The organism is Pseudogemmatithrix spongiicola (assembly GCF_030623445.1).
GTDB classification, from domain to species: Bacteria; Gemmatimonadota; Gemmatimonadetes; order Gemmatimonadales; family Gemmatimonadaceae; genus Pseudogemmatithrix; species Pseudogemmatithrix spongiicola.
Genome location: NZ_CP130613.1, coordinates 3,004,217 through 3,026,459, shown reverse-complemented (window position 1 = coordinate 3,026,459; position 22,243 = coordinate 3,004,217). Strand labels below are relative to the sequence as shown.

The 22,243-nt window shown below is 69.8% G+C and carries 22 protein-coding genes; 9 read left to right on the top strand and 13 right to left on the bottom strand.

Annotation, left to right across the window (positions count from 1 at the left end; all coding sequences use genetic code 11):
• Positions 1 to 66 precede the first annotated feature (66 nt).
• The 4 genes from Strain318_RS13890 to Strain318_RS13875 all read right to left on the bottom strand — a co-directional run bounded on the left by Strain318_RS13890 (position 67) and on the right by Strain318_RS13875 (position 4,409).
• A complete protein-coding gene (locus Strain318_RS13890; protein WP_367886296.1) occupies positions 67 to 1,062 on the bottom strand; it encodes a Vgb family protein in 996 nt (331 codons plus the stop codon).
• A 69-nt stretch (positions 1,063 to 1,131) separates the two neighbouring features.
• Entirely contained in the window at positions 1,132 to 2,346 is a 1,215-nt protein-coding gene (locus Strain318_RS13885) for a hypothetical protein (protein WP_367886295.1), read from the bottom strand.
• 154 nt (positions 2,347 to 2,500) lie between these two features.
• Entirely contained in the window at positions 2,501 to 3,463 is a 963-nt protein-coding gene (locus Strain318_RS13880) for an FAD binding domain-containing protein (RefSeq protein ID WP_367886294.1), read from the bottom strand.
• 4 nt (positions 3,464 to 3,467) lie between these two features.
• Positions 3,468 to 4,409, bottom strand: coding sequence for a ChaN family lipoprotein (locus tag Strain318_RS13875; protein ID WP_367886293.1), 942 nt, complete (start codon positions 4,407 to 4,409; stop codon positions 3,468 to 3,470).
• Between the two features lie 88 nt (positions 4,410 to 4,497).
• On the opposite strand from Strain318_RS13875, the gene Strain318_RS13870 reads away from it, so the two are divergent.
• From Strain318_RS13870 to Strain318_RS13860, 3 genes are read left to right on the top strand one after another with little or no spacing between them, the layout of a single operon-like run.
• Positions 4,498 to 5,421: a hypothetical protein gene (locus Strain318_RS13870; protein ID WP_367886292.1), complete on the top strand. Its 924-nt coding sequence runs from the start codon at positions 4,498 to 4,500 to the stop codon at positions 5,419 to 5,421.
• Between the two features lie 41 nt (positions 5,422 to 5,462).
• Positions 5,463 to 6,026 (top strand): M23 family metallopeptidase, encoded by a 564-nt coding sequence (locus tag Strain318_RS13865; RefSeq protein WP_367886291.1) that lies wholly within the window; start codon positions 5,463 to 5,465, stop codon positions 6,024 to 6,026.
• Positions 6,023 to 6,331 (top strand): YhbY family RNA-binding protein, encoded by a 309-nt coding sequence (locus Strain318_RS13860; protein ID WP_367886290.1) that lies wholly within the window; start codon positions 6,023 to 6,025, stop codon positions 6,329 to 6,331. The genes Strain318_RS13865 and Strain318_RS13860 overlap by 4 nt, the downstream gene beginning before the upstream one ends.
• 57 nt (positions 6,332 to 6,388) lie before the next feature.
• Here Strain318_RS13860 and Strain318_RS13855 read toward each other — a convergent pair whose 3' ends face one another.
• Both Strain318_RS13855 and Strain318_RS13850 read right to left on the bottom strand, forming a co-directional pair.
• On the bottom strand, positions 6,389 to 8,704 hold the full coding sequence (locus Strain318_RS13855; RefSeq protein WP_367886289.1) for a xanthine dehydrogenase family protein molybdopterin-binding subunit: 2,316 nt from the start codon (positions 8,702 to 8,704) through the stop codon (positions 6,389 to 6,391).
• Positions 8,697 to 9,167 (bottom strand): (2Fe-2S)-binding protein, encoded by a 471-nt coding sequence (locus Strain318_RS13850; RefSeq protein ID WP_367886288.1) that lies wholly within the window; start codon positions 9,165 to 9,167, stop codon positions 8,697 to 8,699. Before Strain318_RS13850 ends, Strain318_RS13855 begins: the two co-directional genes overlap by 8 nt.
• A gap of 142 nt (positions 9,168 to 9,309) precedes the next feature.
• Between Strain318_RS13850 and Strain318_RS13845 the strand changes: the two genes are divergently transcribed.
• On the top strand, positions 9,310 to 9,573 hold the full coding sequence (locus tag Strain318_RS13845; protein WP_367886287.1) for an indolepyruvate ferredoxin oxidoreductase subunit alpha: 264 nt from the start codon (positions 9,310 to 9,312) through the stop codon (positions 9,571 to 9,573).
• 117 nt (positions 9,574 to 9,690) lie between these two features.
• Here Strain318_RS13845 and Strain318_RS13840 read toward each other — a convergent pair whose 3' ends face one another.
• Genes Strain318_RS13840 through Strain318_RS13830 form a run of 3 tightly spaced genes read right to left on the bottom strand, consistent with a single transcriptional unit; the run spans position 9,691 to position 12,251 of the window.
• Entirely contained in the window at positions 9,691 to 10,314 is a 624-nt protein-coding gene (locus Strain318_RS13840) for a methyltransferase family protein (RefSeq protein WP_367886286.1), read from the bottom strand.
• Positions 10,315 to 10,335: 21 nt separating this feature from the next.
• On the bottom strand, positions 10,336 to 11,127 hold the full coding sequence (locus Strain318_RS13835) for an alpha/beta fold hydrolase (RefSeq protein ID WP_367886285.1): 792 nt from the start codon (positions 11,125 to 11,127) through the stop codon (positions 10,336 to 10,338).
• Positions 11,124 to 12,251 (bottom strand): AI-2E family transporter, encoded by a 1,128-nt coding sequence (locus Strain318_RS13830; protein WP_367886284.1) that lies wholly within the window; start codon positions 12,249 to 12,251, stop codon positions 11,124 to 11,126. Before Strain318_RS13830 ends, Strain318_RS13835 begins: the two co-directional genes overlap by 4 nt.
• Positions 12,252 to 12,343: 92 nt before the next feature.
• On the opposite strand from Strain318_RS13830, the gene Strain318_RS13825 reads away from it, so the two are divergent.
• On the top strand, positions 12,344 to 13,528 hold the full coding sequence (locus tag Strain318_RS13825) for a ribonuclease D (RefSeq protein ID WP_367886283.1): 1,185 nt from the start codon (positions 12,344 to 12,346) through the stop codon (positions 13,526 to 13,528).
• Positions 13,518 to 16,145: a protein kinase domain-containing protein gene (locus Strain318_RS13820; RefSeq protein ID WP_367887927.1), complete on the top strand. Its 2,628-nt coding sequence runs from the start codon at positions 13,518 to 13,520 to the stop codon at positions 16,143 to 16,145. The genes Strain318_RS13825 and Strain318_RS13820 overlap by 11 nt, the downstream gene beginning before the upstream one ends.
• Here the strand turns inward: Strain318_RS13820 and Strain318_RS13815 are convergent.
• Positions 16,142 to 16,507: a metal-sulfur cluster assembly factor gene (locus tag Strain318_RS13815; RefSeq protein WP_367886282.1), complete on the bottom strand. Its 366-nt coding sequence runs from the start codon at positions 16,505 to 16,507 to the stop codon at positions 16,142 to 16,144. The two genes, Strain318_RS13820 and Strain318_RS13815, sit on opposite strands and share 4 nt — an antisense overlap.
• A complete protein-coding gene (locus Strain318_RS13810) occupies positions 16,504 to 17,796 on the bottom strand; it encodes a serine hydrolase domain-containing protein (protein ID WP_367886281.1) in 1,293 nt (430 codons plus the stop codon). The genes Strain318_RS13815 and Strain318_RS13810 overlap by 4 nt, the downstream gene beginning before the upstream one ends.
• 138 nt (positions 17,797 to 17,934) lie before the next feature.
• Between Strain318_RS13810 and Strain318_RS13805 the strand changes: the two genes are divergently transcribed.
• Genes Strain318_RS13805 through Strain318_RS13795 form a run of 3 tightly spaced genes read left to right on the top strand, consistent with a single transcriptional unit; the run spans position 17,935 to position 20,418 of the window.
• On the top strand, positions 17,935 to 18,510 hold the full coding sequence (locus tag Strain318_RS13805) for an RNA polymerase sigma factor (RefSeq protein ID WP_367886280.1): 576 nt from the start codon (positions 17,935 to 17,937) through the stop codon (positions 18,508 to 18,510).
• Positions 18,491 to 19,222 (top strand): cupin domain-containing protein, encoded by a 732-nt coding sequence (locus Strain318_RS13800; protein WP_367886279.1) that lies wholly within the window; start codon positions 18,491 to 18,493, stop codon positions 19,220 to 19,222. Before Strain318_RS13805 ends, Strain318_RS13800 begins: the two co-directional genes overlap by 20 nt.
• The gene (locus Strain318_RS13795; RefSeq protein WP_367886278.1) at positions 19,222 to 20,418 is read left to right on the top strand and encodes a PDZ domain-containing protein; all 1,197 of its coding nucleotides are present in this window, start codon (positions 19,222 to 19,224) and stop codon (positions 20,416 to 20,418) included. The genes Strain318_RS13800 and Strain318_RS13795 overlap by 1 nt, the downstream gene beginning before the upstream one ends.
• A 13-nt stretch (positions 20,419 to 20,431) precedes the next feature.
• Here the strand turns inward: Strain318_RS13795 and Strain318_RS13790 are convergent, their stop codons facing one another.
• Together Strain318_RS13790 and Strain318_RS13785 are read right to left on the bottom strand one after the other, a co-directional pair.
• A complete protein-coding gene (locus Strain318_RS13790; protein ID WP_367886277.1) occupies positions 20,432 to 21,154 on the bottom strand; it encodes a matrixin family metalloprotease in 723 nt (240 codons plus the stop codon).
• Positions 21,151 to 22,083 carry an alpha/beta fold hydrolase gene (locus Strain318_RS13785; protein WP_367886276.1) on the bottom strand — a complete coding sequence of 311 codons (933 nt, stop codon included), beginning with the start codon at positions 22,081 to 22,083 and terminating at the stop codon, positions 21,151 to 21,153. The genes Strain318_RS13790 and Strain318_RS13785 overlap by 4 nt, the downstream gene beginning before the upstream one ends.
• Positions 22,084 to 22,243: the final 160 nt, after the last annotated feature.

Below are 22,243 nucleotides of genomic sequence, written 5' to 3'. Positions count from 1 at the left end.
GCCCGCACCGAACCGTCGGTGCGGGCCCTCTCTCTACTCACAACTCCCAACTTCCAACTGCACTTTTCACATCGCCGTCTGCGCGCGGCTCACTTCCGCCCGCCCGATCGTCCCCTGGTCGGTGCCGAACCACAGCAGCCCGGTGCGACGGTCGAACATCATGTGGCGGATCGTGTTGTTGTCTTCGCGGCCGATCAGCGTGCGCCCGAAGAAGCGGCCCGTGCCGGGATCGTAGCCCTGCAGGATCGCGCCCTTGGTGCCGCTTTCCGTCACCCAGATGCGGCCCTTGTCGTCGCTGCCCATGCCGTACGGGAGCGAAGCGGCACCGCCGGGCAGCGGGATCTCCGTCACGCGGCCCGTGCGCGGGTCGACGCGGCCGAGCATGCCGCGCGTGTAGTCGGTGTACCAGACCACGTCGTCCGGCGTGATGGCGATGCGACGGCCGCGCGCACGCTCATGCGGCAAGTCGTAGGTGGTCAGCTCGTACGTCTGCGGGTTGATGCGGCCGATCTTGTTGGTGCCGAACAGGTTGAACCACACTTCGCCGCGCGAATTGAGCTCGATGCCGTACGGCCGCGTGTTCGGGCCGACGCGCACGAAGCGGATCGCGCCCGACTGCACGTTCATGTGGCCGACGACGCCGGAGTTCTGCGCCGTGAACCAGAGATTGCCGTTGCGGTCGAAGACCATCGTGTGCGGATCGCGCACCGTCGAATCGCCCATCTGGTACCAGCGGATGTCGCCGCTGGCCGGATTCAGGCGGCCGATGGTGGCGTTGCGGTTCCCGGCGATCCAGATGTGGTTGTCCGGCCCCGCCACGACGGTGTGCGGGTTCGTGTTCGGCGGCAACTCGTAGCGCCGGGTCTGGCCGGTACGCGGATCGAGACGGCCGACGTAGTTGCCGGCTTGGCCGGCGAAATACACGATGCCATCCTGCGCGACGTACGGGTCACGCGGGCGTCCGCCCCATTCGATCGGCCACTCCTGGAAGGGCACGACCTGGGCGGACAACTCCGGCACCGCGAGGGCGCCGATCAGGGCAAGGGTGACAAGGCCACGCATGGGATTCTCCTCTGGGGGACGAGACTTCAAGCTTACGTCCCCACGAGGAGTTCCGTTGGCGCGAGGGTGCTACTCGCGCCCGAAGTTCACGATCGGCAGCACCTTGCCCAGGCCTTCGCGCTCGCTGACGATGTTGATCACGCCGAGCTGCATGCCGCGCAGGCGACGCGTGTAGTTGACGAGGCCGATCGAAAGGCCGTGTTGGTCGCCGCGGATGGCGTTGATGGACGACAGGCTGGCGCCCGTCATGCGGCCGCCGCGTTCGGTGCGGAACAACGCGGGCGCGATCACGACGCCGTGGGTGCGTTCGGCACCCACCATGGTCGCGGCGGCGAATCCTTCGATGCGCGGCGCGCCGAGGCCGAGTCCGGCCACGGTCACCCAGCGCACGGTGCCGCCCGAGCCGACGCCGATCACTGAGCCGGTGATGCCGTTGATGTCGCCGCCGGCGCCTACGCCGACGCCACCCACCGTGATGCCGCGGATCGAACCACCCGAGCCCACGCCGACGCCCGCGAGCGTCAGTCCGCGGATCGACCCGCCGGCGCCTGCCCCGACGCCGGCAACCGTGATGCCGCGGATCGAGCCGCCCGCGCCGACGCCGATCGTGCCGTACGCCAAGCCGCGCAGGTCGCCGCCGACCCCGGCGCCGATGCCGCCGACCACTGCCCCTCGCACGTTGCCACCGGCCCCTGCGCCGATGCCGCCGACCATGAGGCCCCGCACATTGCCGCCCGCGCCGGCGCCGACGCCGCCCACGGTGATGCCACGGACGGAGCCGCCCGCCGCTGCGCCGATCAGGCCCACCGCCGCGCCGCGGATGTCACCGCCCGCGCCGACGCCGATGCCGCCCGCCGCGAGGCCGCGCAAGTCGTTGCCCGCGCCGATGCCGATGCCCGCCACATGGATGCCGCGCACCGAACCACCCGCCCCCAAGCCGACGCCCGCCACACCGATGCCGCGCATGTCATCCTCGGCGCCGACACCAAAGACGCCAAGCGAGAGACCGGTGATATCGCCAACGGCCGTAAGCGGCAGGCCCACCGCGACGCCGTTCACGCGGCCACCGATGTAGCCCTCGTGCGGCGCCCACAGCGTCAGGTTCATGCCGTTGACCAGTTCGAGCTCGCGGTCACGGTAGTTGAGGCGAATCCCGTCGACGCGAGGGTGCTGTCCAATCGAGATGACGCGGCGTACCGGCGCGCCGCGTTGGGCGCTGAGGGTCGGGGCGATCGCAGCGACGGCGAGCATCGCGGCGGCGGACGCGCGGAGAATGCGGGACATGCGAAGCGCTCGGGTGAAGGTCACACGGGGACTACGCGGCTGCGGTTCCCCGGGGTTTCGACACCCGCGGCATCGAAAAGGATTGAACGCTGTGGTGGCCGCGACGGGGTCGCGTCCCGCTGCCGCGTGCTGCGACCGCGACCTGCGCCGACGTTCAGTCCGCGGAGATCGCCTGGATGGCGCGCTTGAGCACGCCCTGCCCCATCACGCGCTTGTAGTCGTTGCCGGACAGCGGTTCCATGTCGTAGAACGCGCGCTCGACCAGCGCGTCGATGGAATCCTCGTCCAAACCGCCGCTCGCCACGTCTTCCTCGATGCTGTCCGGGACGCGCCAGGGCGCCAGGCCGAGTCCGCCCATGGCCATGCGCACGCTGCCGTCCGTGCGGCGACAGGCCGCGACGGAGACCAACGCAAAATCCCAGGCGCCGCGCTGCATGACCTTCTCCCAATGCTGCGCGCCTGCGGCTCCGATCGCGGGCAAGTGCACGGCGACGATCAGCTCGCCGGGCTCGAGCTGCGCCTCCTTGAGCGGGTCGCGCGAGGCACCGTCGTACAGGGCGGCGATGTCGACGTGCCGGACGCGGCCGTCGGCGCGGACGATCTCCACCCGCGCGTCGAGGGCCAGCAACGCGACCGCAGGATCCGACGGATGCACGGCGCGACAGGTGCCATCGGCGACGATCCCGTGATACTGATGCTCGCCCTCCACCGCCGCGCACTGCGTGCCGCCGCGCTTGAAGCAGCCCACGCCACGCCGGAAGTACCAGCAGTGGTGCCGCTGCACCAGGTTGCCGCCGAGGCTGCCGCTGTTCCGCAGCGCCGGGGTGCCGACGCTCCCGCAGGCCTCGGCGAGCACCGGGAACCGTGCCCGAATCGCGTCGTGCGCCGCGAGTTCGGCGATCGTCGCCGCGGCGCCGATGCGCAGGCCCCCAGCCGTCGCGCTGATGTCGCGGAGAGCGGGGATGCGCCGGATATCGACCACGAGCGTGGGCGCGAGGATCCCCTCTTCGGTACACGGCACCAGGTCCGTGCCGCCGGCGACGGGCAACACGCCGGCGTCCGCGATGCGGCGCAGTGCGTCGTCTTGGGTCGAGGCGATGTGGTAGGAGAACGTCACGCGTTCAGGGTGCAGGCGGCGTCGGGGTGGGCGCAAGGGTGAAGACGATGTAGTCGCCGATCTTGCGCTGGCTCCGGCCGTCGGCCGCATCGAGGTCCGCAACGGGCTGGAAGCTCACGACGATCTGCCGCGCGCCGCGATCGCGGCGCTGCACGCGCTCCACCGTGCCCAAGCGGTAGTTGGAGTGGAACGATCCGTTGGCGTGCACGACCAACGTGCCGTGCGCCGCGCGGGCGCGCACGATCGACTCGGCCATCGCTTCGTCCTTCACGCACTGCGCCTCATAGGTGCGCCACACCATCGCCTCGACTTGGTCGGGCGTGAGCTGCATGCCGTGGCCCGACATGTCGCCCATAGTCTCGCGGAACCGCTCCCAATACTCGTTGCGCGGGCAGCTGTGTTCGCTGGCCACGAAGGGGCGGTCGGCTTCCGGCAGCGAGTCGAGCGCGGCGAGCCCGCGACGCGCCACGACGGACGCGAGGCGACGCGGCACGTTGCCGCCGACCACGGGCCACGCGCGCGCCTTGGCGAACTCGACCATCGGGCGGTAATCGGCGCGGTAGTTAGGCCAGGGTCTCGATGCCGCGAGGAAGGCGCTCTCATCGATGGAGTCCGCGAGATAGCCGTCGAGGTGCGGCTGGACGTCGCGCTCGAACATCTCGAGGGAGAGCACCACCTTGCCGTCGCGGCGGCGGGCGATGCCCTCGAGCACTGCCGCCTGGAGCTGGTGCGTGCCTGGGTCGTTGTGGAACTCGCCGAGGTACGCGACGTCGGCGTCACGGGCAATGCGCGCGATCAGCGTCTCGAGGTCGAGAAAGCGCCGGCGCTTCGTGTCGTAGACGCGGTGGGGGGTGTAGGCGGCCGCAGCCGGGGGCGCCTGAGTCTGCGCGACGGTCGGAGCGGCGGACTGGGCGACGGAAACCGCCGGAATGCTGGAGGAAAGCATCGCAGCGATCACAAGAAAAGCAAATTTACGCATTCAAAATTGCCCAGTTGATATTCGGTTGCACAAAAACAATATTTGTGAATCTAAAATGACTTTACACGCTGCGGTGACGCCGTCGACGGTACGGCTGCACGAAGAGTGCGCCGAAGAGCTGGGGCGCCTTGATGCGCTCGTCTCGGTTGCACCGCCCGCCGCCGCCCTCGTGCTCCAATCCGTCGCGGTTGCCGGCCTCGCTGTGCGCGACACGGCGAATCGCGACATCGCCGTCGACACCGCGCAAGCTACGCGACTGGCCTGTGCTTCGCTCGTGGCATCCCGCGTCGAGATGGTGCACGCCGCCGCAATGGATCGCGCGCTCGAGCGATGGCAGCAGCTGGTCGATGACGGGGAACGGCGCGCGCGCAGCGGGGCACCGCTCGCGATCCCGCCGGACGTCTCGATGACGCCGGATGCGCAGGTCGCGGTGCTCGAGGCCTTGCGGCCCGGGAGCGAGCCGCGCCCGTTGCTTTGGCGCGCCCTGCACATCGTCGCGTGGATGCCGGAGACGCCGCATGCCGATCTCCTCTCCGCACTCGTGCTCACGGCCGGGGGACTGACCGATCGCCTGCGGCTGCTGCCGTTCGCCGCCGTCGAGCGGAGGTTGCGTCTCGACGTCGCGGCCGCTTGGCGTGCGGGCGATGTCACGCCACTCGCGCGCGTCGCGTTGGCTTCGCTCGCGTCCAACGCCCGGCATCTCCGTCTGCAGCTCAAGCTGCTCTGGGAGTCGCAGGCCGCGGAAGACGCGCACGTGGCAAGCATCGGGCGCGCCGGTCTCACCGCTCGAGACGCACTCGCCGTCCTGCGCCTGTCCCTCGCGACTTCCGTGCCCGACCTGAGTGTCCGGCTCTCGCTCTCGCGTCCGGCCGCCGGTGCCGCATTGCAGCGATTGGTCGAGCTCGGCCTCGCCGAGGAGATTACCGGACGCGCGCGCGATCGCGTCTTCGTGTACGCCGGGGCCTGGGGCCTCGTGTAATTACCGTGACGGAGAGGGCTGGGCACTCGTTTTCCCCGTGAATGCACGGTCTGCGCACAATCACGTTGGTCGCTCTGGTCCTCGCCGGGTCTGGTTGCTTCGGCGGAGGCCCCGCGCCGGGCGGCTCGCCGCGTGTGGCGGCGGACCGCGAGTATCTGCGGGACCGACGCCTGATGGTGCCGGTGGATGGCGTGCGTCCCCGGGACCTCGTCGACACGTACAATGCGGCCCGCAGCGGGGGACGGCGGCACCACGCCCTCGACGTCATGGCCCGGCGCGGCACGCCCGTCATCTCGGCGGACGACGGTGTCGTGCGCCGCATCTCGACGAATGCCCTCGGCGGGCGCACGGTGTACGTGGTGGATCACCAGCAGCGCTTCGTGCATTACTATGCGCATCTCGACCGCTACGCGCGCGGACTCCGCGAAGGACAGCGTGTGCGGAAGGGCGACCAGCTGGGCACGGTCGGGAGCACCGGCAATGCGGATCGCAACGCACCGCACCTGCATTACCAGCTGCTGCGCTACGCGAACGCGCGGATGTGGTGGGCCGGCGACCCGGTGAATCCGGTGCCGTATCTCGTACTGAGGGGCGACAAGCGATGACGATGACGGGCAAGGAGCGCGCCGAGCTGCGCTCGGAATGCAACCGGCTGAAGCCGACGATGCATATCGGCCACGAAGGCATCACCGGGCCCGTCCTCGCGGCGCTCGACGACGCGCTTCGTACGCGCGAGCTGGTGAAGATCCAGCTGAACAAGAGCGTCGAGGTGTCGGCGAAGTCCGCGGCGAACGATCTGGCGAAGCGCGTGAAGGCCGAGGTGATTCAAGTCATCGGCCGCACGACCACGCTCTACCGCCACAATCCCGAACTGAAGCGCAAGAAGGGCGACGCGCCGCCCTGGCGCTGAGCCGCCGCGGCGTCGCCCGCGGCGCCGCCTGTCGCCCGAGCCCCGCGGGCCGGCAGCCTATGCGCGACGGCCGAGCGCGGCGAGCACGCGCCACGGCGTGAGCGGGAGTTCGTTGACCTCGACCCCCAGCGCATCCGCCACGGCCCCGGCGATTGCCGGAGCGGTCGGCACGATCGCCGGCTCCGCGATGCCGCGCGCGCCGACATGGTTGGCCTGCACGTCGGCCCCCGGCAGGAAGACGCCGTCGATCACCGGAATGTCGGCGAGCGTCGGAATCTTGTAGTCGTGGAGTCCCACGTTCAGCGGTAAGCCCATGCGCGCGTCCAGTGCGCGCTCCTCGAAGAGCGCGAAGCCGAGCCCCTGGATGATGCCGCCTTCGAGCTGCGACTCCGCCAGCGTGGGATTCACAATGCGGCCGGCGTCATGCACCGCGACGAGACGCAGGACGCGCACGACGCCGGTGACCGTGTCGACCTCGACTTCGGCGAACTGCACGCCCGTGGTGACGATACCGGCGTCCTGCGGATTCGGGCCGCGCGATCCATGCCCTTGGATCATCACGTTGCCGAGCTTGGCGGTGATCTCACCGAAGGTCATCGCGCGGTCGCTGCCGCGCACGAGCACGCGGCCGTCACGGGTCTCGAGCGCATCCTTCGGCGCGGCGAGCACGCCGGCCGCCGCATCAAGCAGCGCGTTGCGCGCATCTTCCGCCGCCATGCGCACGGCGGGCGTCAGCGAGGCGACGGTCATCGAGCCCCAGCTGTTCCCGGCGTACGGCGTGGCGCCGGTGTCGCCGATGATCGCGCGCACCTGGTCGAGGCGATGTCCGAGCGCCTCGGCGGCAACCTGGGCGAGGATCGTGCGCGTGCCGGTGCCGAGGTCCTGTGAACCGGCGAGGACGTCGGCGCTTCCGTCGTTGTTCAGCCGTACCGTCGCATAGCTCGGCGGACCGCCACCGGTGGACCAGATCTGGGCGCTGACGCCCACGCCGCGGCGGAGCTGCGGCTTTCCGGGCACGCGGTGAGGGTCGCGTTGTGGCGTCGAACGCTGCCACTCCGCCCAGCCGAAGCGCCGCGCGCCCTCGTCGTAGCACTCGGCGAGGCGATTGCCCGTGTACGGACGGTTCTTCTTCTGGTCGTGCGTGGCGATGTTGCGCCGGCGCAGCTCGAGCGGATCGATTTCCAGTGCCGCGGCGAGCGCATTGATGCCGATCTCGAGCCCCACCGCGCCCTCCGCGTGCCCAGGCGCGCGGAAGGCGGCCATCGCCGCGGTATTCACAAACGCGAAAGTCTCGTGCGTGCGCACGTTCGGGCAGGCGTAGAGTTCGTGGTAGATCTCGCCAGGTCCGCCCTCCCAGCCGCCGATGCCGAGCGGCACGTCGGCGACCATCTCGATGGCGGTCAATGTTCCATCGCGCGTCGCGCCCATCTTCACGCGCTGCACGCTCGACGGGCGATTGCCGGTGTCGACCTGTTCGCCGATGCGGTCGACGGCGCAGAGCACGGGGCGGCCGAGGCGCTTCGCGAACAGCGCCGCGATGTACGTGTGCGCGCCGGCGTAGTTCTTGGCGCCGAAGCCGCCGCCCATCGCCTCGCAGATGACGCGCACGTTCGTGAGCGGGATGCCCAGCGCCTTCGCGACGTTATCGCGCACGCGGAAGATGCCCTGCGTGCTTTCCCACACGGTGAGGCGATCGCCGTCCCATTCGCAGACGGCGCTGTGCGGTTCGAGCGCGCTGTGCAGGACGCAGGGCGTGCGCACCTCACGCTCGATGATCACGTCGGCTTGGGCGAATCCCGCCGCGACGTCGCCGCGTGCGCGGACGCGCGGTTCGTTGAACAGCAGGTTCGTGGAAATGCCGGGGCGCACGGGCGCAGCGTCGGCGGCGGTGGCCTGCGCGACGGTGACGCTGTGGCGGGCCTTCTCGACCTCGATGACCACGCGTACGGCCGCGCGGTCGGCCGCCTCCTGCGAGTCCGCGCAGATGGCGGCGAGCGGCTGGCCGTGGTAAGTGATCTCGGGATTGAACAGCCGCGTCTTCGGCGGGCAATCGGCGTGGAGCAGCACGTCGAGTACCCCCGGCATGGCACGCGCCGCGTCCGCGTCGATGCGCGTCACGCGCCCCCGCGCCACACCGCTGCGGACGATGGCAACGTACGCTTGGCGCGGGCGACGGACGTCGGTGGTATAGCCGGGCCTACCGGTGGCCTTGAGTGCTGCGTCGACGCGGATCGCTCGCGCGCCGACGTGCGTGAGTGCGGCATCGGCGCCCCAAGGTTCGAGGTCGAAGGCCGGCAACTCGACCACGCGCTGCTCGGTGCGGCCTTCGACTTCGACCGAGGTCGTGACGAACCGCGCTTTCGGTTCAATCATGCGCCGCATTCCGCAACATGGTGGCGGCGCGACGCACCGCGCGGACGATCTTGGGATACGTGCCGCAGCGGCAGAGGTTGCCGCTCATGGCCGCGACGACTTGCTCGTCGGTGGGATCCGGATTCGACGCCAGCAGCGCGGCGGCGGCCATGAGCTGGCCCGGCGTGCAGAAGCCGCATTGCGCGGCGTCTTCGAGGGCGAAGGCCTGCTGCAGGGGGTGCGGCGCATCGGGGCTGCCGAGTCCCTCGATGGTCTGGATGTGCTGGCCGTCGCAGCCGTGGGCCAGCGTCAGGCAGGCGTAGACGGGCCGACCCTCGACGTGGACGGTGCAGGCCCCGCAGGCGCCGCGGTCACAGACGCGTTTGGTGCCGGTCAGCGCGAGGTCGTCGCGGAGGAGGTCGAGCAGGGTCGCGTGGCCGGCAGGGGCGACGTCCCGGGGCGTTCCGTTGACGGTGATGCGCACAGCTGGGATTTAGGTGAGGGATAGGGCGCTGTCCAGCGATGTCCGGCGATTGAAAACCGGGTGACACTCCCGCCTGTTGTGCCGTCCAGAGATTGTTATCTTCCGCCAGTCACCGCACGACCACCCACCGAGGACCAGCCCGATGCCGTACGTGATCACCGAAGCCTGCATCAACGTCAAGGACAAGTCCTGCGTGGACGTGTGCCCGGTGGATTGCATCTATGAGGGGCCGGACCAGCTGTTCATCCAGCCGGATGAGTGCATCGATTGCGGCGCCTGCGAGCCGGAGTGTCCGGTGACGGCGATCTTCCCGGAGGAAGACGTGCCGGCGAACCTGAAGCAGTATGTGCAGCTGAACCGCGAGGCGTTCAATAAGGAGCCGAAGCCGGGACGGCCCACGCGGTAAGAGAGAACTGCCAACTGCAGTTACGAGTTGGGAGTTATGAGTTGAAAGAGAGGGCCCGCTACCGATTCTTCGGTGCGGGCCCTCTCACTACTTCCAACTGCCAACTCGTAACTGCAGTTATGAGAGGAACCTGTCCTTCGCCCAGAACAAGGCGATGATCGCCGCGAACTGCATGAACGTGCTGATCTCCGACCGCCAGGCTTCCGCCCAGAAGAACTCTCCCTGTGCATCCTCGGGCTTGGGCGGCCGCGGGAACCAGCGCGGCGTCTTCTCCTTGTAGTCGAGATACACCTGGCCGAAGATGCTCTCGAGCACTCCCTCTTCGTAGCGCACGATGTAGTAGTACTCGACCGCGAAGATCACGGCGGCGACCGGCAGGAACCAGTACACGCCGCTGATGGTGATGATGCCCATCCAGAGCAGGAAGTTGCCGTTGTAGAGCGGATTGCGGCTCCACGAGAACGGCCCGTGACTCACGAGCTTCTGCACGTTGCGCGAGCGGCGGCGCGTCACGGTGCCAGCGGTCGCCACGCCCCACATCCGCCACCACTCGCCGATCACCATCACGATGGCGCCGATGAGCAGGTTGCGCGTCGTGAGCTCCTGCATCGCCAGGACGGGCACGACGAGGAAGGGCACGGGCAGCCAGCCGCGGTTCTTGAACAGCACCGCGCCGATCCTTGCGGCGGGCGTCTGTTCGGCGGCGCTGACGTTCTGGTGGTTCGGGGTCGCGGAGGTCAAATCGGATTCCAGTGGGGGGAATCAGGGAAATCTGGCCTGAACGAAGCCAGAAAGCAGGGCGTTGAAGGCGGACGGGTGCTCGACGCAGCTGGCGTGGCCGGCGCCCGGGATCAGGGCCAGCTGTGCGTCAGCGATTGCGGCGTGCATCGCCTCGCTCTCCTTCACGGGCGTCAGCACGTCTTCCTCGCCGCAGATGATGAGCGTAGGGACGGTGATGGTCGCGAGGGTCGGCGTGGAATCGGGGCGCGTGCGCAGCGCGTCCAGCGCGTCGTGGATGGCCTCGACGCTGGCGCGGCGCATCATCGCGTCGAGATACTCGACCGCCCGCGGTCGCTCGGCGCGCGTCGTCTTGCCGACCATGCCCGGCAGCATGGCCGCGGCGATGGCCCCGGGGCCCTCCTTCAAGACCTGCGCCTGCATTGCGACGCGCTTCTCCTGGCCCTCGAGGGTGTCGGCCCCCGCCCGGGTATCGGCGAGGATGAGGCCGAGGATTCGTTGCGGGTGGCGGCGCCAGAGCGCGAACGCGAGATAGCCGCCCATCGAGAGGCCGCCGATGACGGCGCGTTCGATGGCCAGGGCGTCGAGGGCGGCGACGACCCAATCGGCCCAGTGGTCGAGCGAGGGGACTTCGGCGCTGTCGCTCTCACCGAAGCCTGGCAGGTCAAGCGCAATCATCCGCGCGCCAGCAGGCGCTGCGGCCAACTGCGCCGCCCACAGCGTGCGGTCGTGGGGAAATCCGTGCAGCAACACGACCGGCAGTCCGCTGCCGGATTCCTCGAAGCCGACGGTTCCGCGGGCGGTCTGGAGCTTCACGCGGTCGGCTCGCCGACGTTCGCCGGCACTTGAAGCTCGACCGTCGGCAGCGGCGGCACGTCGTCCTCGACCCAGAACGTGCGCATCACGACGACCACGGCGGCGAGCATGGGAATCGCCACGAAGAGCCCCAGGAAACCGAAGACGAAGGCCATCACGACCTGCGCGATCAGCGTCAGCGCCGGGGGCAGGTCGAGCTGCTCCTTCATCAGGTACGGGATGAGGAGGTTGTTCTCGAGGAACTGGATGCCCCAGTACACGCCGACCACCAAGAGCGCCTTCTGCGGTGAGTCGACGAAGCCCATCAGGACTGCGGGAATCGCCGCGAGCATCGGGCCGACATTCGGGATGAACTCGAAGATGCCGGCGATCACGCCGAGTGGGAACGCGGCGCGCACGCCGAGCACGGCGAGCAGGATGGTCGTGACGATGCCGATCACGACCATCGCGATGAGCTGCGTGGCGAACCACGTACGCAGCGTCGTGCCAAGCGCGGTGAGCAGACCGGCGACGCGCTCGCGCTTGGCGACCGGCACCAGCAACAGCGCACCGCGGCGGTACACGCCCGGATCGGCCGCGATGTAGAGCGCGAGGAACACCACCATGACCACGCCCGCGGCGACGACGAGCGTCGACTGCAGGATGCCAAAGGCGAAGTTGGTCAGCGCCGGGGCGTGTTTGCTCACGGCCGCGACGATGCGGCTGGAGCCGTCAGCGGTGGGCGGCGCGATCGTGTTCAGCAGGTCCGGCATCCTGCCGGCCAGCCATTCTTCGAGCTTGGTCGCGGCCTCGGGCAGCTTGGTGCGCAGGTCCTGCGACTGCTCCACGAGCGTCGGGCCGGTCCAGGCGAAGATGCCGACCAGCACGAGTAGGGTGCCCAATACCACGACCGCCGCGGCGACATTGCGGTTCAGCTTGCTCCGGGCGACCACCCAGTCGGTCGCCCGCGCCGCGGACAAGCCGAAAAGCACGCCCAGAAATGCGGTCAGCACGAGAATCCGCGCCGACCAGAGCAGTTGGAACAGGATGAGCGTGGCGATGATGGCAATCGCCGCACGGTAGATGTCGCCCGCATGCATGGGGCGCTCGGGCGGCGCGCCGGAGGAGGTCGTCGTCAGGGGCATCTCGGCGGAAGGGGACCTAGCACAAACGAACCGTCCGGGTCCCCTCTGGGCAAGGGCGGCCCCGACTGGCGCAGGGGGCTAGATTGCAGGCTGTGAATCCGTCCGCCCCGCGCAGCGCCAAGGCTCCGAGCGCCCAGTACCTCGACACCGATGCCGCGGTCCGCGCCTGGCTCGCCGCCGCCAAGGGCGCGCGTCGCCTCGCGCTCGACACCGAGGGCGCGAGCTTCCATCGCTTCGTCGATCGCATCTACCTGCTGCAGCTGTCCACGGACAACGCGCACGCGGTGATCGATCCGCTGCCCATCGAGTCGCCGGCGCTGCTTGGCGCGATGATCGAGGACCCGGCGATCGAGATCGTCTTCCACGACGCCGACTACGACCTGCGGCTGCTGCACCAGGATTACGGCTGGAACGTGCGCAACGTGTTCGACACGCGCGTCGCGGCGCAGCTACTCGGCATCAAGGCCTTCGGACTCGCGGCACTGCTCGAGCAGTACTTCGGCGTGAAGCTCGACAAGAAGCACCAGCGCGCGGATTGGTCGATGCGCCCGCTGACGGCCGACATGCTCGATTACGCGGCGCAGGACACCATCCACCTGCTCGGCCTGCGCGACGAGCTGCATGGGCAACTCGTGAAGAAGGGGCGGCTCGCCTGGGCCAAGGAAGAGTTCGAGCGGCTGGAGAGCGTGCGTTGGCCGGCGGACGACGCGAACGGGTTCCTGAAAGTGAAGGGCGCGCGCGACCTCACGCGCCGCGAGCTGGCGGTGTTCCGCGAGTTGGTGCAGTGGCGCGATGGCGCGGCGCTCAAGCTCGACCGTGCGACGTTCCGCGTGGTGAGCAACGAGGTGCTGCTCGAGGCGGCGAAGGCGCACCCGGCGAGCAAGGAGACGTTGGCGAACATCAAGGGCATGCCGCGGGGCATCCTCGAGCGCTCGCATGCGGAGATCATCGAAGCAATCGACCGCGGCCTCGCGGTGCCGGAAGCGGCGCTGCCGAAGTTCCCGAAGTCCGCGCGCTGGGACCGCGATCCGGATTTCGATCATAAGGTCGGCGCCCTGAAGGCCGTGCGCGATGCGGCGGCGGCGCGGCTGGAGTTGGATCCGGGCGTGCTCTGCTCGCGCGAGCGCATGGAGTCCGTGGCGCGCATGCTGCCGGCGAAGGCCGAGCAGATCCTGGAGATTCCGGAGTTCCGGTGTTGGCAGGTCGAGGAGCTGGGCGCCGATTTCGTGAAGGCGCTCGAACCGTGGCGGAAGAAGGAGTCGCCGTATCTCGACTGACCTGCGTGCGCGGCTGACGGCGGCGCTTCGCGAGCGCTACGCGATCGAGCGCGAGCTCGGCGCCGGCGGCATGGCCACCGTTTGGTTGGCGCGCGACCTGCGGCATGAGCGTGAGGTGGCGATCAAGGTGTTGCACCCCGACCTCGGGGCGGCACTGGGCGGCGATCGGTTCTTGAGCGAGATCAAGACCACCGCGAAGCTGCAGCATCCGCACATCTTGCCGTTGCTCGACAGCGGCGAAGCGGACGGGCTGCTGTTTTACGTGATGCCGCTGGTCACGGGCGAGACGTTGCGCGCCCGACTCGCGCGCGAGCAGCAGCTGCCGCTCGAGGACGCGCTGCTGGTGGCGCGCGAAGTCGCCGATGCGCTGGCCCATGCGCACTCGCAAGGCGTGATCCACCGCGACATCAAGCCTGAGAACATCCTGCTGCAGGGCGGGCACGCTGTGGTGGCCGACTTCGGCATTGCGCTGGCGGTGCAGACCGCGGGCGGTGCGCGCATGACGCAGACCGGGCTCTCGCTGGGGACGCCGCAGTATATGAGTCCCGAACAGGCGATGGGCGAGCGCACGATCGATGCGCGCAGCGACATCTACGCGCTTGGTGCGGTGACCTACGAGATGCTGACCGGTGAGCCGCCCTTCGCTGGCGCGTCGGTGCAGAGCATCGTGGCGAAGGTGCTGACCGAGAAGCCCGTCGCACCCACGGCATTGCGTGATACGATTCCGCCGCAGGTCGAAGCCGCCGTGCTGCGCGCGCTCGCGAAGCTGCCGGCCGATCGCTTCGCGACGGCTGCGTCGTTCAGCGAGGCGTTGCGCGCGCCGAGCCCACCGACGGTCGCTGGCGCCGCGCCCTCGCACAGCGGAGCGCCAGCCGCAGCGTCCATGCGCGCGGCGCGCTGGCCGCTCGTGGCCGGTGTCACGGTGGCCCTGCTCGGGCTCGCGGGTGGCGCGTGGCTGGGTGCCGATCGTGAAGCGGGCGCGAGCGGTCTCGCGCTGCCGCTCGTGCTGGAAGTCGACGGGCGCGGTCCTGACCTGCGGCGCTTCACCGTCTCATCAGACGGCGAGGCGGTCGCGATCGCCATGGATGACGGCATCGCGGTACGCGAGCGGGGATCCCGCGCATATCGCCTATTGCCCGGCACCGATGGTGCGGAGTCGCCGTCGTTCTCCCCCGATGGCGCGTGGATTGCGTACTCCGCCAGCGGAGCGCTGCGAAAAGTCTCGATGCGCGGCGGGGCACCGATCGCCGTCCTCTCGGCGGACACACTCGATGGAAGCCGGGTGCGGTACGGACGGCAAGGGCAACTGGCATTCGAGGGACGCGGTGGCCTGTGGGTCGTCTCGCCCGATGGCGCCGAGGTTCGGCGCCTGGTGACCGCTGCGGATGGCTCGGCGCCGCGCTTCACGCCCGATGGCCGCGGGTTGTTCTACGTGGACGAGCGGCAGGGCAGCCGTCTGATGTACTACGACCTCGAGCGCGACGACACCACGCAGGTGCTCGCGCAAGCGAGTGAAGGTGAACTCACCGACGACGGCTACCTGCTCTTCGGCCATCCGCAGGGCGGCCTGTTCGCGGTAGAGTTCGACCAAGGGGCGCGGAAGGTGGTGGGCGCGCCGGTGCCGATCGCCGCCGACATGGCCGTCAGTTCCGCCATCAGCCCGTTCGCCGTCACGGCGCGCGGCCTGCTGGTGTATCTGGTGGGGTCGGACCCTGCGGTGCGCATCGTGGTGCAGTCAGCCGGCGGTCGCTTGGACACCCTGCCGCTGCCGCCGCAGACGGTGTCCTACCTTCGCTTCTCACCGGATGGATCCCGGCTTGCCCTTACGCGCGGTTCCGCGCGCGGCTCGCTCCGCGAAACGCAGATCTATGATTTCGCCTCGAAGACGCTGACGCGGTTTGCCGCGGTCGGCGGTCCGCATGCCCCCGTGTGGTCTCCGGATGGGCGTGAGTTGGCCTTCACCGCCACCGATTCCGCGAGCGACGCCGAGGATCTCTTCGCGCAACCGCTCGATGGATCGTCGCCCGTCCGCCGCCTCGCGCGGCGACCGGGTGACCAGCACGGCTTCAGTTGGGTCAACGACTCGACGCTGGTCTTCGCCGACGGGAGCCCGGCCAACGCGATGCGAGGGCACTCGGCGATTGTGGTGCTGGATCCGCGACGCGAACGGTCCGAGCGCGATTTCCTGCGCGGCGCCTACAACGGGTTGATGCCGGCGGTCTCGCCTGACGGACGCTGGATCGTCTACGCCAGCGACGAAGGTGGACCCACCGAGGTGTATCTCCGACCGTTCCCGGCCGTCGGTTCCGGTGCGCAATGGAAGCTGTCGTCGGGATATGGCTTCGCACCGCGCTGGTCGGGCGATGGACGCAGCGTGTACTACGTCGCTGCCGGGGGCCGAGACCGCACGATACCGAGTCTCTTCCGGGTCTCGGTGTCGTTGGGTGCCAATGTCGCGGTCGGTACGCCGGTCCGTGTGGCGGTGCCGGAAGGGCTCGTCGGCAACTGGGATGTCGATCGCGCGGGGCGGATGGTGTTCGCCGTGCGGGAAGGCGAGGGTGACACCCAGCTCATCGCCATTCCTGACTGGCGCGCGCTACTACGTTCGCAGCGCTAGAACCCGAGATACGCGCGTACGCGCGGCTCGATGCGATCCGGCGTCCACGGCGGCGACCACACGAGGTTCATGGATACGGTGCCGATGCCCTCCATCGCCTTCAGCTGATTCTCGGCGTCGGTCATGATCTCCGGCCCCGATGGGCAGCCCGGCGACGTGAGCGACATATCGATCTTCACGTCGTTGCCCTCGACGGCGATGCCGTAGATGAGCCCGAGATCGAGGATGTTGAGATTGAGCTCGGGATCCTTCACGCGCCGCAGCGCCAGCTTCACCTGGTCTTCGGTGATGCTGCCGCTCGGTGCTGGCGCGGGGGTCGGCGCGGGGGTCGGCGCGGGGGTCGGGGTTTCGGAGTCGCTCACTGCTGCGCGGAGTTGTTGGGGCTCGACGCGGCCGCGGCGCGCGGCATGGTCGTTGGACGACGAATCAGCGCGCGTGTGCGAGGGTTCCAGTCGGGGCGCTGGTCCACGCGGAAGTCCCGTGGCCAGCCCACCTGCGCCAGCGTGCGGTCGTCGGTGATGGCGAGCGCGGCGGCGTCGGCGACGTCGTGTCGCACGTCCGCCATGATGACGCCGGCGCGCACCGTGCGCGGGTCGTGGACGCGGTTGCTGAGGATGATGACGAAGAGCTCGCGATCGGGGTCGATCCATATGGATGTGCCCGTGTAGCCCGCATGCCCGTAGGTGCGCTCGGAGAGGAACTCGCCCGACCCCTGCTCGCCGGAGGCAATCATCCAGCCGAAGGTCCGGTTGCCGGCCTGCAGCGAGGTGAAGCGGCGCACCGTGGAGTCGGCGAGCAAGCGCGTCCCGCCGTACGTGCCGCGGTTCACCATCATCTGCGCGAAGATCGCGAGGTCGGAGGCCGTGCCGAACAAGCCGGCGTTGCCGCTCACGCCGCCGAGCGCCCACGCCGACGCGTCGTGCACCTCGCCGCGGAGCGGATACCCGCGGGGTGGATACATCTCCGTCGGCGCGATGCGGTCGCGCCAGGCCGTTGGCGGCAGATACGTCGTCTGCGTCATGCCCAGCGGTTCGAAGATGCGCGTCTTGCAGAACCGGTCGAGCGGCATGCCGCTCACGCGCTCGATGGTCCAGCCAAGGACCATGGGGCCGAGGTCCGTGTAGTCGGTGACGCCACCGGGCATCGAGTTGAGCCGCGTGGTGAGCACCTGCTCGCGCGCCTGCGCCGGATTCGTCGCCGTCTCGGCGATGCGGCGACCGGGCGGCAGACCGGAGCGATGCGTGAGCAGGTGTGCCACGGTCACGCGCTCCTTCCAACGGCCCGTAAACTCCGGCAGCACCGTCTGGACCTTGAGGTCGAGCGGCAGCTTGCCTTCGTCGTAGAGGATCATCGCCGCCGTCGTGAGGCAGACGGCCTTGGTGAGCGAGGCGAGGTCGTACACGCTGCGCGCGGGGTCCACCGGTGGCGCGTCGGTTCCCCAGGCCAAGCGGCCGTAGCCCTTCTGGTGCACGACGGCCCCTCGGCGGCCGATGATGACGGCAGCGCCGGGATACGCCCCCGCCCGTTGGCCGGCCGTCACGATCCGGTCCACCTCGGCGAGACGGTCCGCCGCCATCCCGACCGTGCGAGGGGCACGGACGGGCACCGGGTCACCGACGAGGGCGAGGCTGAAGAGGGCGGAGAGCAGCACGGCAGGGGCGGTAGGGAGGGGGCAGATTCCTCAAGGTAACGACCTTCGGACCCAGGGGGGCGTCACCGATCCGAGGGCATCCTCGTACGGGGGGCGGCAACCCTTCCGCGCCCTCCCGTGACAGATTGAGCGTACCCGATGGCCACCGACCCCCTCACCATCCGACGCGCCATCAACGGCGACGAATCGGCAATGCGCGCCCTGTGGGTCGCGCATGCGCCGCGCATCGACGCCGTGGTGCGCCGGTTGGTCGGCGACCCTGACCAAGCGGCCGACATCGCCCAAGAGGTCTGGATCCAGATCTTCCGGGCGTTGCCGACATGGCGGGGCGACTCGCAGTTCTCGACCTGGGCGCATCGCATCGCGGTGAACCGCACGCTGAACGCGCTGCGTTCGGTGCGGCGGATCGCCAAGCTCGAAGTAGGGATCGAAGACGATACCGTCGCGGTGGACGAGGACATGGACCGTTCGTTCCTCGCGCAGTCCATCGACGAAGCCGTCCAGAAGCTGTCCCCCGGTGCGCGCGCGGTGTTCGTGCTGCACGACATCGAGGGCTACACGCACGAGGAGATCGCGCAGGAGCTGGGCATCACCTCGGGCGGGTCGAAGTCTCAACTGTTCAAGGCGCGCGCGAAGCTCCGCCGGCTGCTCGCGCATCTCGTAGACGTCTCCTCGCCGGCGCAGGACCGGAACTATGTCACACCTCTCGATTGACCGTCTCGCCGCGATTGCGGACGAGACGCCGACCCCCGACGAAGCGACGCACTTGGCCGGCTGCTGGGATTGCCGGGCCGAGGTGGCGGCGTACCGTCGTCTCGCGCGGATGTCGGCGATGGCACCCGTCCCCAACGAGCCGCTCACGGCCTGGTCGCAACTGGGTCCGCAGCTGCGCGCGGCCGGGCTGATCGTGGATGCGCCGCCCGCCGGCGCTGGCGCGCGCGTGCAGGAGGATCCGCGTGTCATCGCGCTGGACCGTCGCAAGCCGACGCTACAGGTGTGGGCGATGCGCATCGCGGCGGGTCTCGCGTTGACCGTCGGCGGTGGGGCCGTGGGCCGCATGACGGCACCCGAGCTGCCGGGCTTCGATCCGACCTCGATCGCCGCGGCGGCGCCGGTGGCCAGCTATCGCTCGCCGGACGACGCCGTGCGGGCGCTGACCGTGGCGCAGCAACAGTACCAATCGGCAGCGGCGTTCCTCGCGTCGCAGGACACGACGTCGCGGTTCATCGGACTCAATCGCGAGACCTACGAGGCGCGCCTCGCCGCGCTCGACGAGATCGCCGCGCTGACGCGAGCCGCGCTGTATCGCGCACCGCAGGATCCGATGCTGAACCAGTACTATCTCACCACGCTGGGTGCGCGCGAGGCGACGCTGCGCGAACTCGGCGCGTCGATGCCGGACACGCGCCGGTTGGAGCGCTACTGATGCGCGCGATCGGTCTTCGGGCGACGGCGGTGCTGGCGCTGGTCGCGACGCCGGCGTTCGCGCAGCAAACGTCGGTGAGCGCCACGTCGCCGGCGATGGCGCGGACGCGTGCGGCTGACGCCAACGCGGAGGAGATGCTGCGGCTCGTGAACGAGCTGCGGGCCCGAGAGGCGCGGCTACTGCGCGAGCTGGCCGCCACGCCGGAATCGGAGGCGGGCACGCGGCGTAACATCGAGCAGCAGTTGGCGCGTACCGCGCGCGAGGCGTTCGCCGTGATGAGCGTGATCGAGTCGCGCTGCCTGGAGCAGCGCATCGCGCCGCCACGTGGGCATCTGGGCGTGACGATCGACAACGACTTGGACATGCGGGATGGGCGCGTGGCGCGCTCGGTGGCGAACATCGCGAGCGTCGAGCCCGGCTCGCCGGCGGCGACGGCGGGCCTGCAGGCCGGGGACCGGTTGATCAGCATCGCCGGCCGCGATTTCTCCAACGGCATGCCGCGGCTCGGTGATCTGCTGGAGCCGGGGCGCCGTATCGTCGTGCGCATCCAGCGCGATGGATTGGAGCGCGAGGTGCCCGTGGTGGTGGGGCAGGGGACGCCGCGGATGGATCCGGCGTGCCCGGAGTATGAGCGCGTGATGCAGCCGCTGCGCATGGGGACGATCGCCCGCGTGTGGGTGCGCGATACCTCCGACGGCCAGGGCAACCGCGTGGTGACGGTGCTGCCGACGCCGCGCACGGCGCTCGTGCGCTCGCCGAACCCGCCGCCGCCGCCGCCCGCCGCGCCGAACGCGCCGACGGCGACCGCGGCGCCCACGCCGCCCGTGCCGCCGGCCGCTCCGGCCACGCCGGGGGTGTATGTGTTCGGCTACACGCGCGGCGCGACGAGCGAGTTCGCCTACTACAATGGCGCGCAGCTGCGGCAGCTCGACGATGACTGGCGCAACGTGCTCGGGCTCCGCAGCGGCACCGAGGGGGTGCTCGTGAACGAAGTGGCCCCCGGGTCAGCCGCTGCCGCGGCGGGGCTCAAGAGCGGTGACGTCATCCTCTCCGTCGACGGGAATACCGCGACGTCCCCGCTGGTGGTGGTGCGCATGCTGTCGCTGGACGATCGCGACGAGACGCGGCTGCGGGTGATCCGTGCGCGCGACACGCGCACGGTGGTCTTCAAGCGTGGAGACGCGCCGCGGGAATAGGCGCGGCGTCTGCTCAGGGCCGGATGCGCCCGGGCGGCAGGTCGTAGACGAGGCGGGCCGTGCGGCGGTCCGCCTCGCTCATGTCCGTGACGAATACCTGCGCCGACATCACGCTCGTGGCGTCCTCGGGATGGTCGAGGCCGATGAGATGCCCCACTTCGTGCAGCGCGACGGCGCGGACGCCTTCGCGCACGACGGGGCGGCCGTCGGGCAACTGCAGCGAGAGCTGGATGGAGCCGGCGGTGATCCAACCATGCTCGTCGTGCCGCCACATCGTACGGCCGGTCATGCGGCCCTCGAAGCGCTCCACCCACGTGACGTGCACCTCCGCGCGCGCGGAGTCGCGGACGAACGTGAACACGAAGGGCAGGCCGATGCGCGCCCAAGCTTCGAACGCGGCCTCGACTTCACGCGCGAAGTCCGGCGTGTAGCCCCCGAGGCTCGAGGGTTCGATCCACACGCGCATCGGTTCGAGCGAGCGGTCACGCCAGCGATAGCTCCAGCCGTCGCGCATCTCGAGCAGCTCGGGCAGGTAGGTATCCGGCGCACGCAGGTCGAGCGCCGCGGCGATCGCGACGGGATCGCGCTCGGGGGCGGGGGAGCCGGAAGCTTCGAGTTCGCCCGATGCGCTGAGCGCGGCGGGCGCGTCCTCCTCGACGACGATGTGCCGCGCGCGCGGCGCGGTATCGGAGCCGCTGCAGGCGACGAGCGCGAGGACGGCGATGATGGGCCTCATGCGCGCAAGAACCGCAGCGCGGCTTCGAAGACCATCGCCGGCCATTCGAAGAACGGCATGTGGCCGCACTGCGGCACGCGCAACACGTGGGCGCGCGTGATGACCTTCGCGAGCGCCTCGGCTTCCTCGACGGGGACGCAATCCTGCTCGCCGTGGATGAGCAGGACGGGCGCCTGGATGCGCGCGAGCGTGTCGCGCCAGTCGTAGCCTTCGCGGCGCAACCGCGCGGCGACGGCGGCACCGGTGGCACTGATGGATAGCGGGGGCGGTGCGAGCATCGCCGACTCGTCGAAGAACCACGCCGGGTATAGCGCGCGGCTGTAGTGCGCGTGGGCCTCCGGGTCGTCACGATGCAGCGCGGTCGGATCGAGCACGGCGAGCGCTTCGTACTCCGTGCGGCGGTCGCGCGAGAGCAGGAAGGCCAGCGCGCGGGCATGCAGGCCGTCGAGCCAGCGCGAGGTGGGTCCGACGGCATCGAACGTGACGACGCGGCGGACGCCGGCGATGTCGTGCGCGGCGCCGAGCAGGGCGATGCCGCCGCCCCAGGAATGTGCGGCGATGTCCCACTGCGGGATCTCCAGCGCTTCGCGCAGCGCCTGGAGGTCGAGCGCATCGTGCTCGACGCGCGCCGCCCGCGCGCCCGGCGGCGCGGCCGACGCGCCGCGGCCGCGCTGGTCGTAGAGGATGACCTGTCGGTACTCGGCGAAGGGCGCGAAGGTCGGCCACAGCAGCTCGTGGCCGTAGATCATGCCGCCGTTGACGGCGACGAGCGGGACCTCGCCGGCGACGGGCGGCGACATGCGCACGGCGAAGTCGAGGCCGCGCGCACGGACGGTGCGGCGTTGGAGCGCCGGGGTCCGCGGGCGCGAGCGGCGCCACTCGGCGAGGCGGTCTTTGGCGGAGGGGGGCTCGGCGGCGCTTGGAGGCACGCGCGGAATCTACTAAGCGCCGCTTGATCGGCGTCCCGATCGACGGTGGGTCCCTTGCACGAAGCAGCCATGCGCGTCCCGCTCCTGACACTCGCGCGCGGTGAGCGACGTAGTGAAGCCGTCCGGGTTCATGAGAAGTACGAGCGAAGCTTCAGCATGG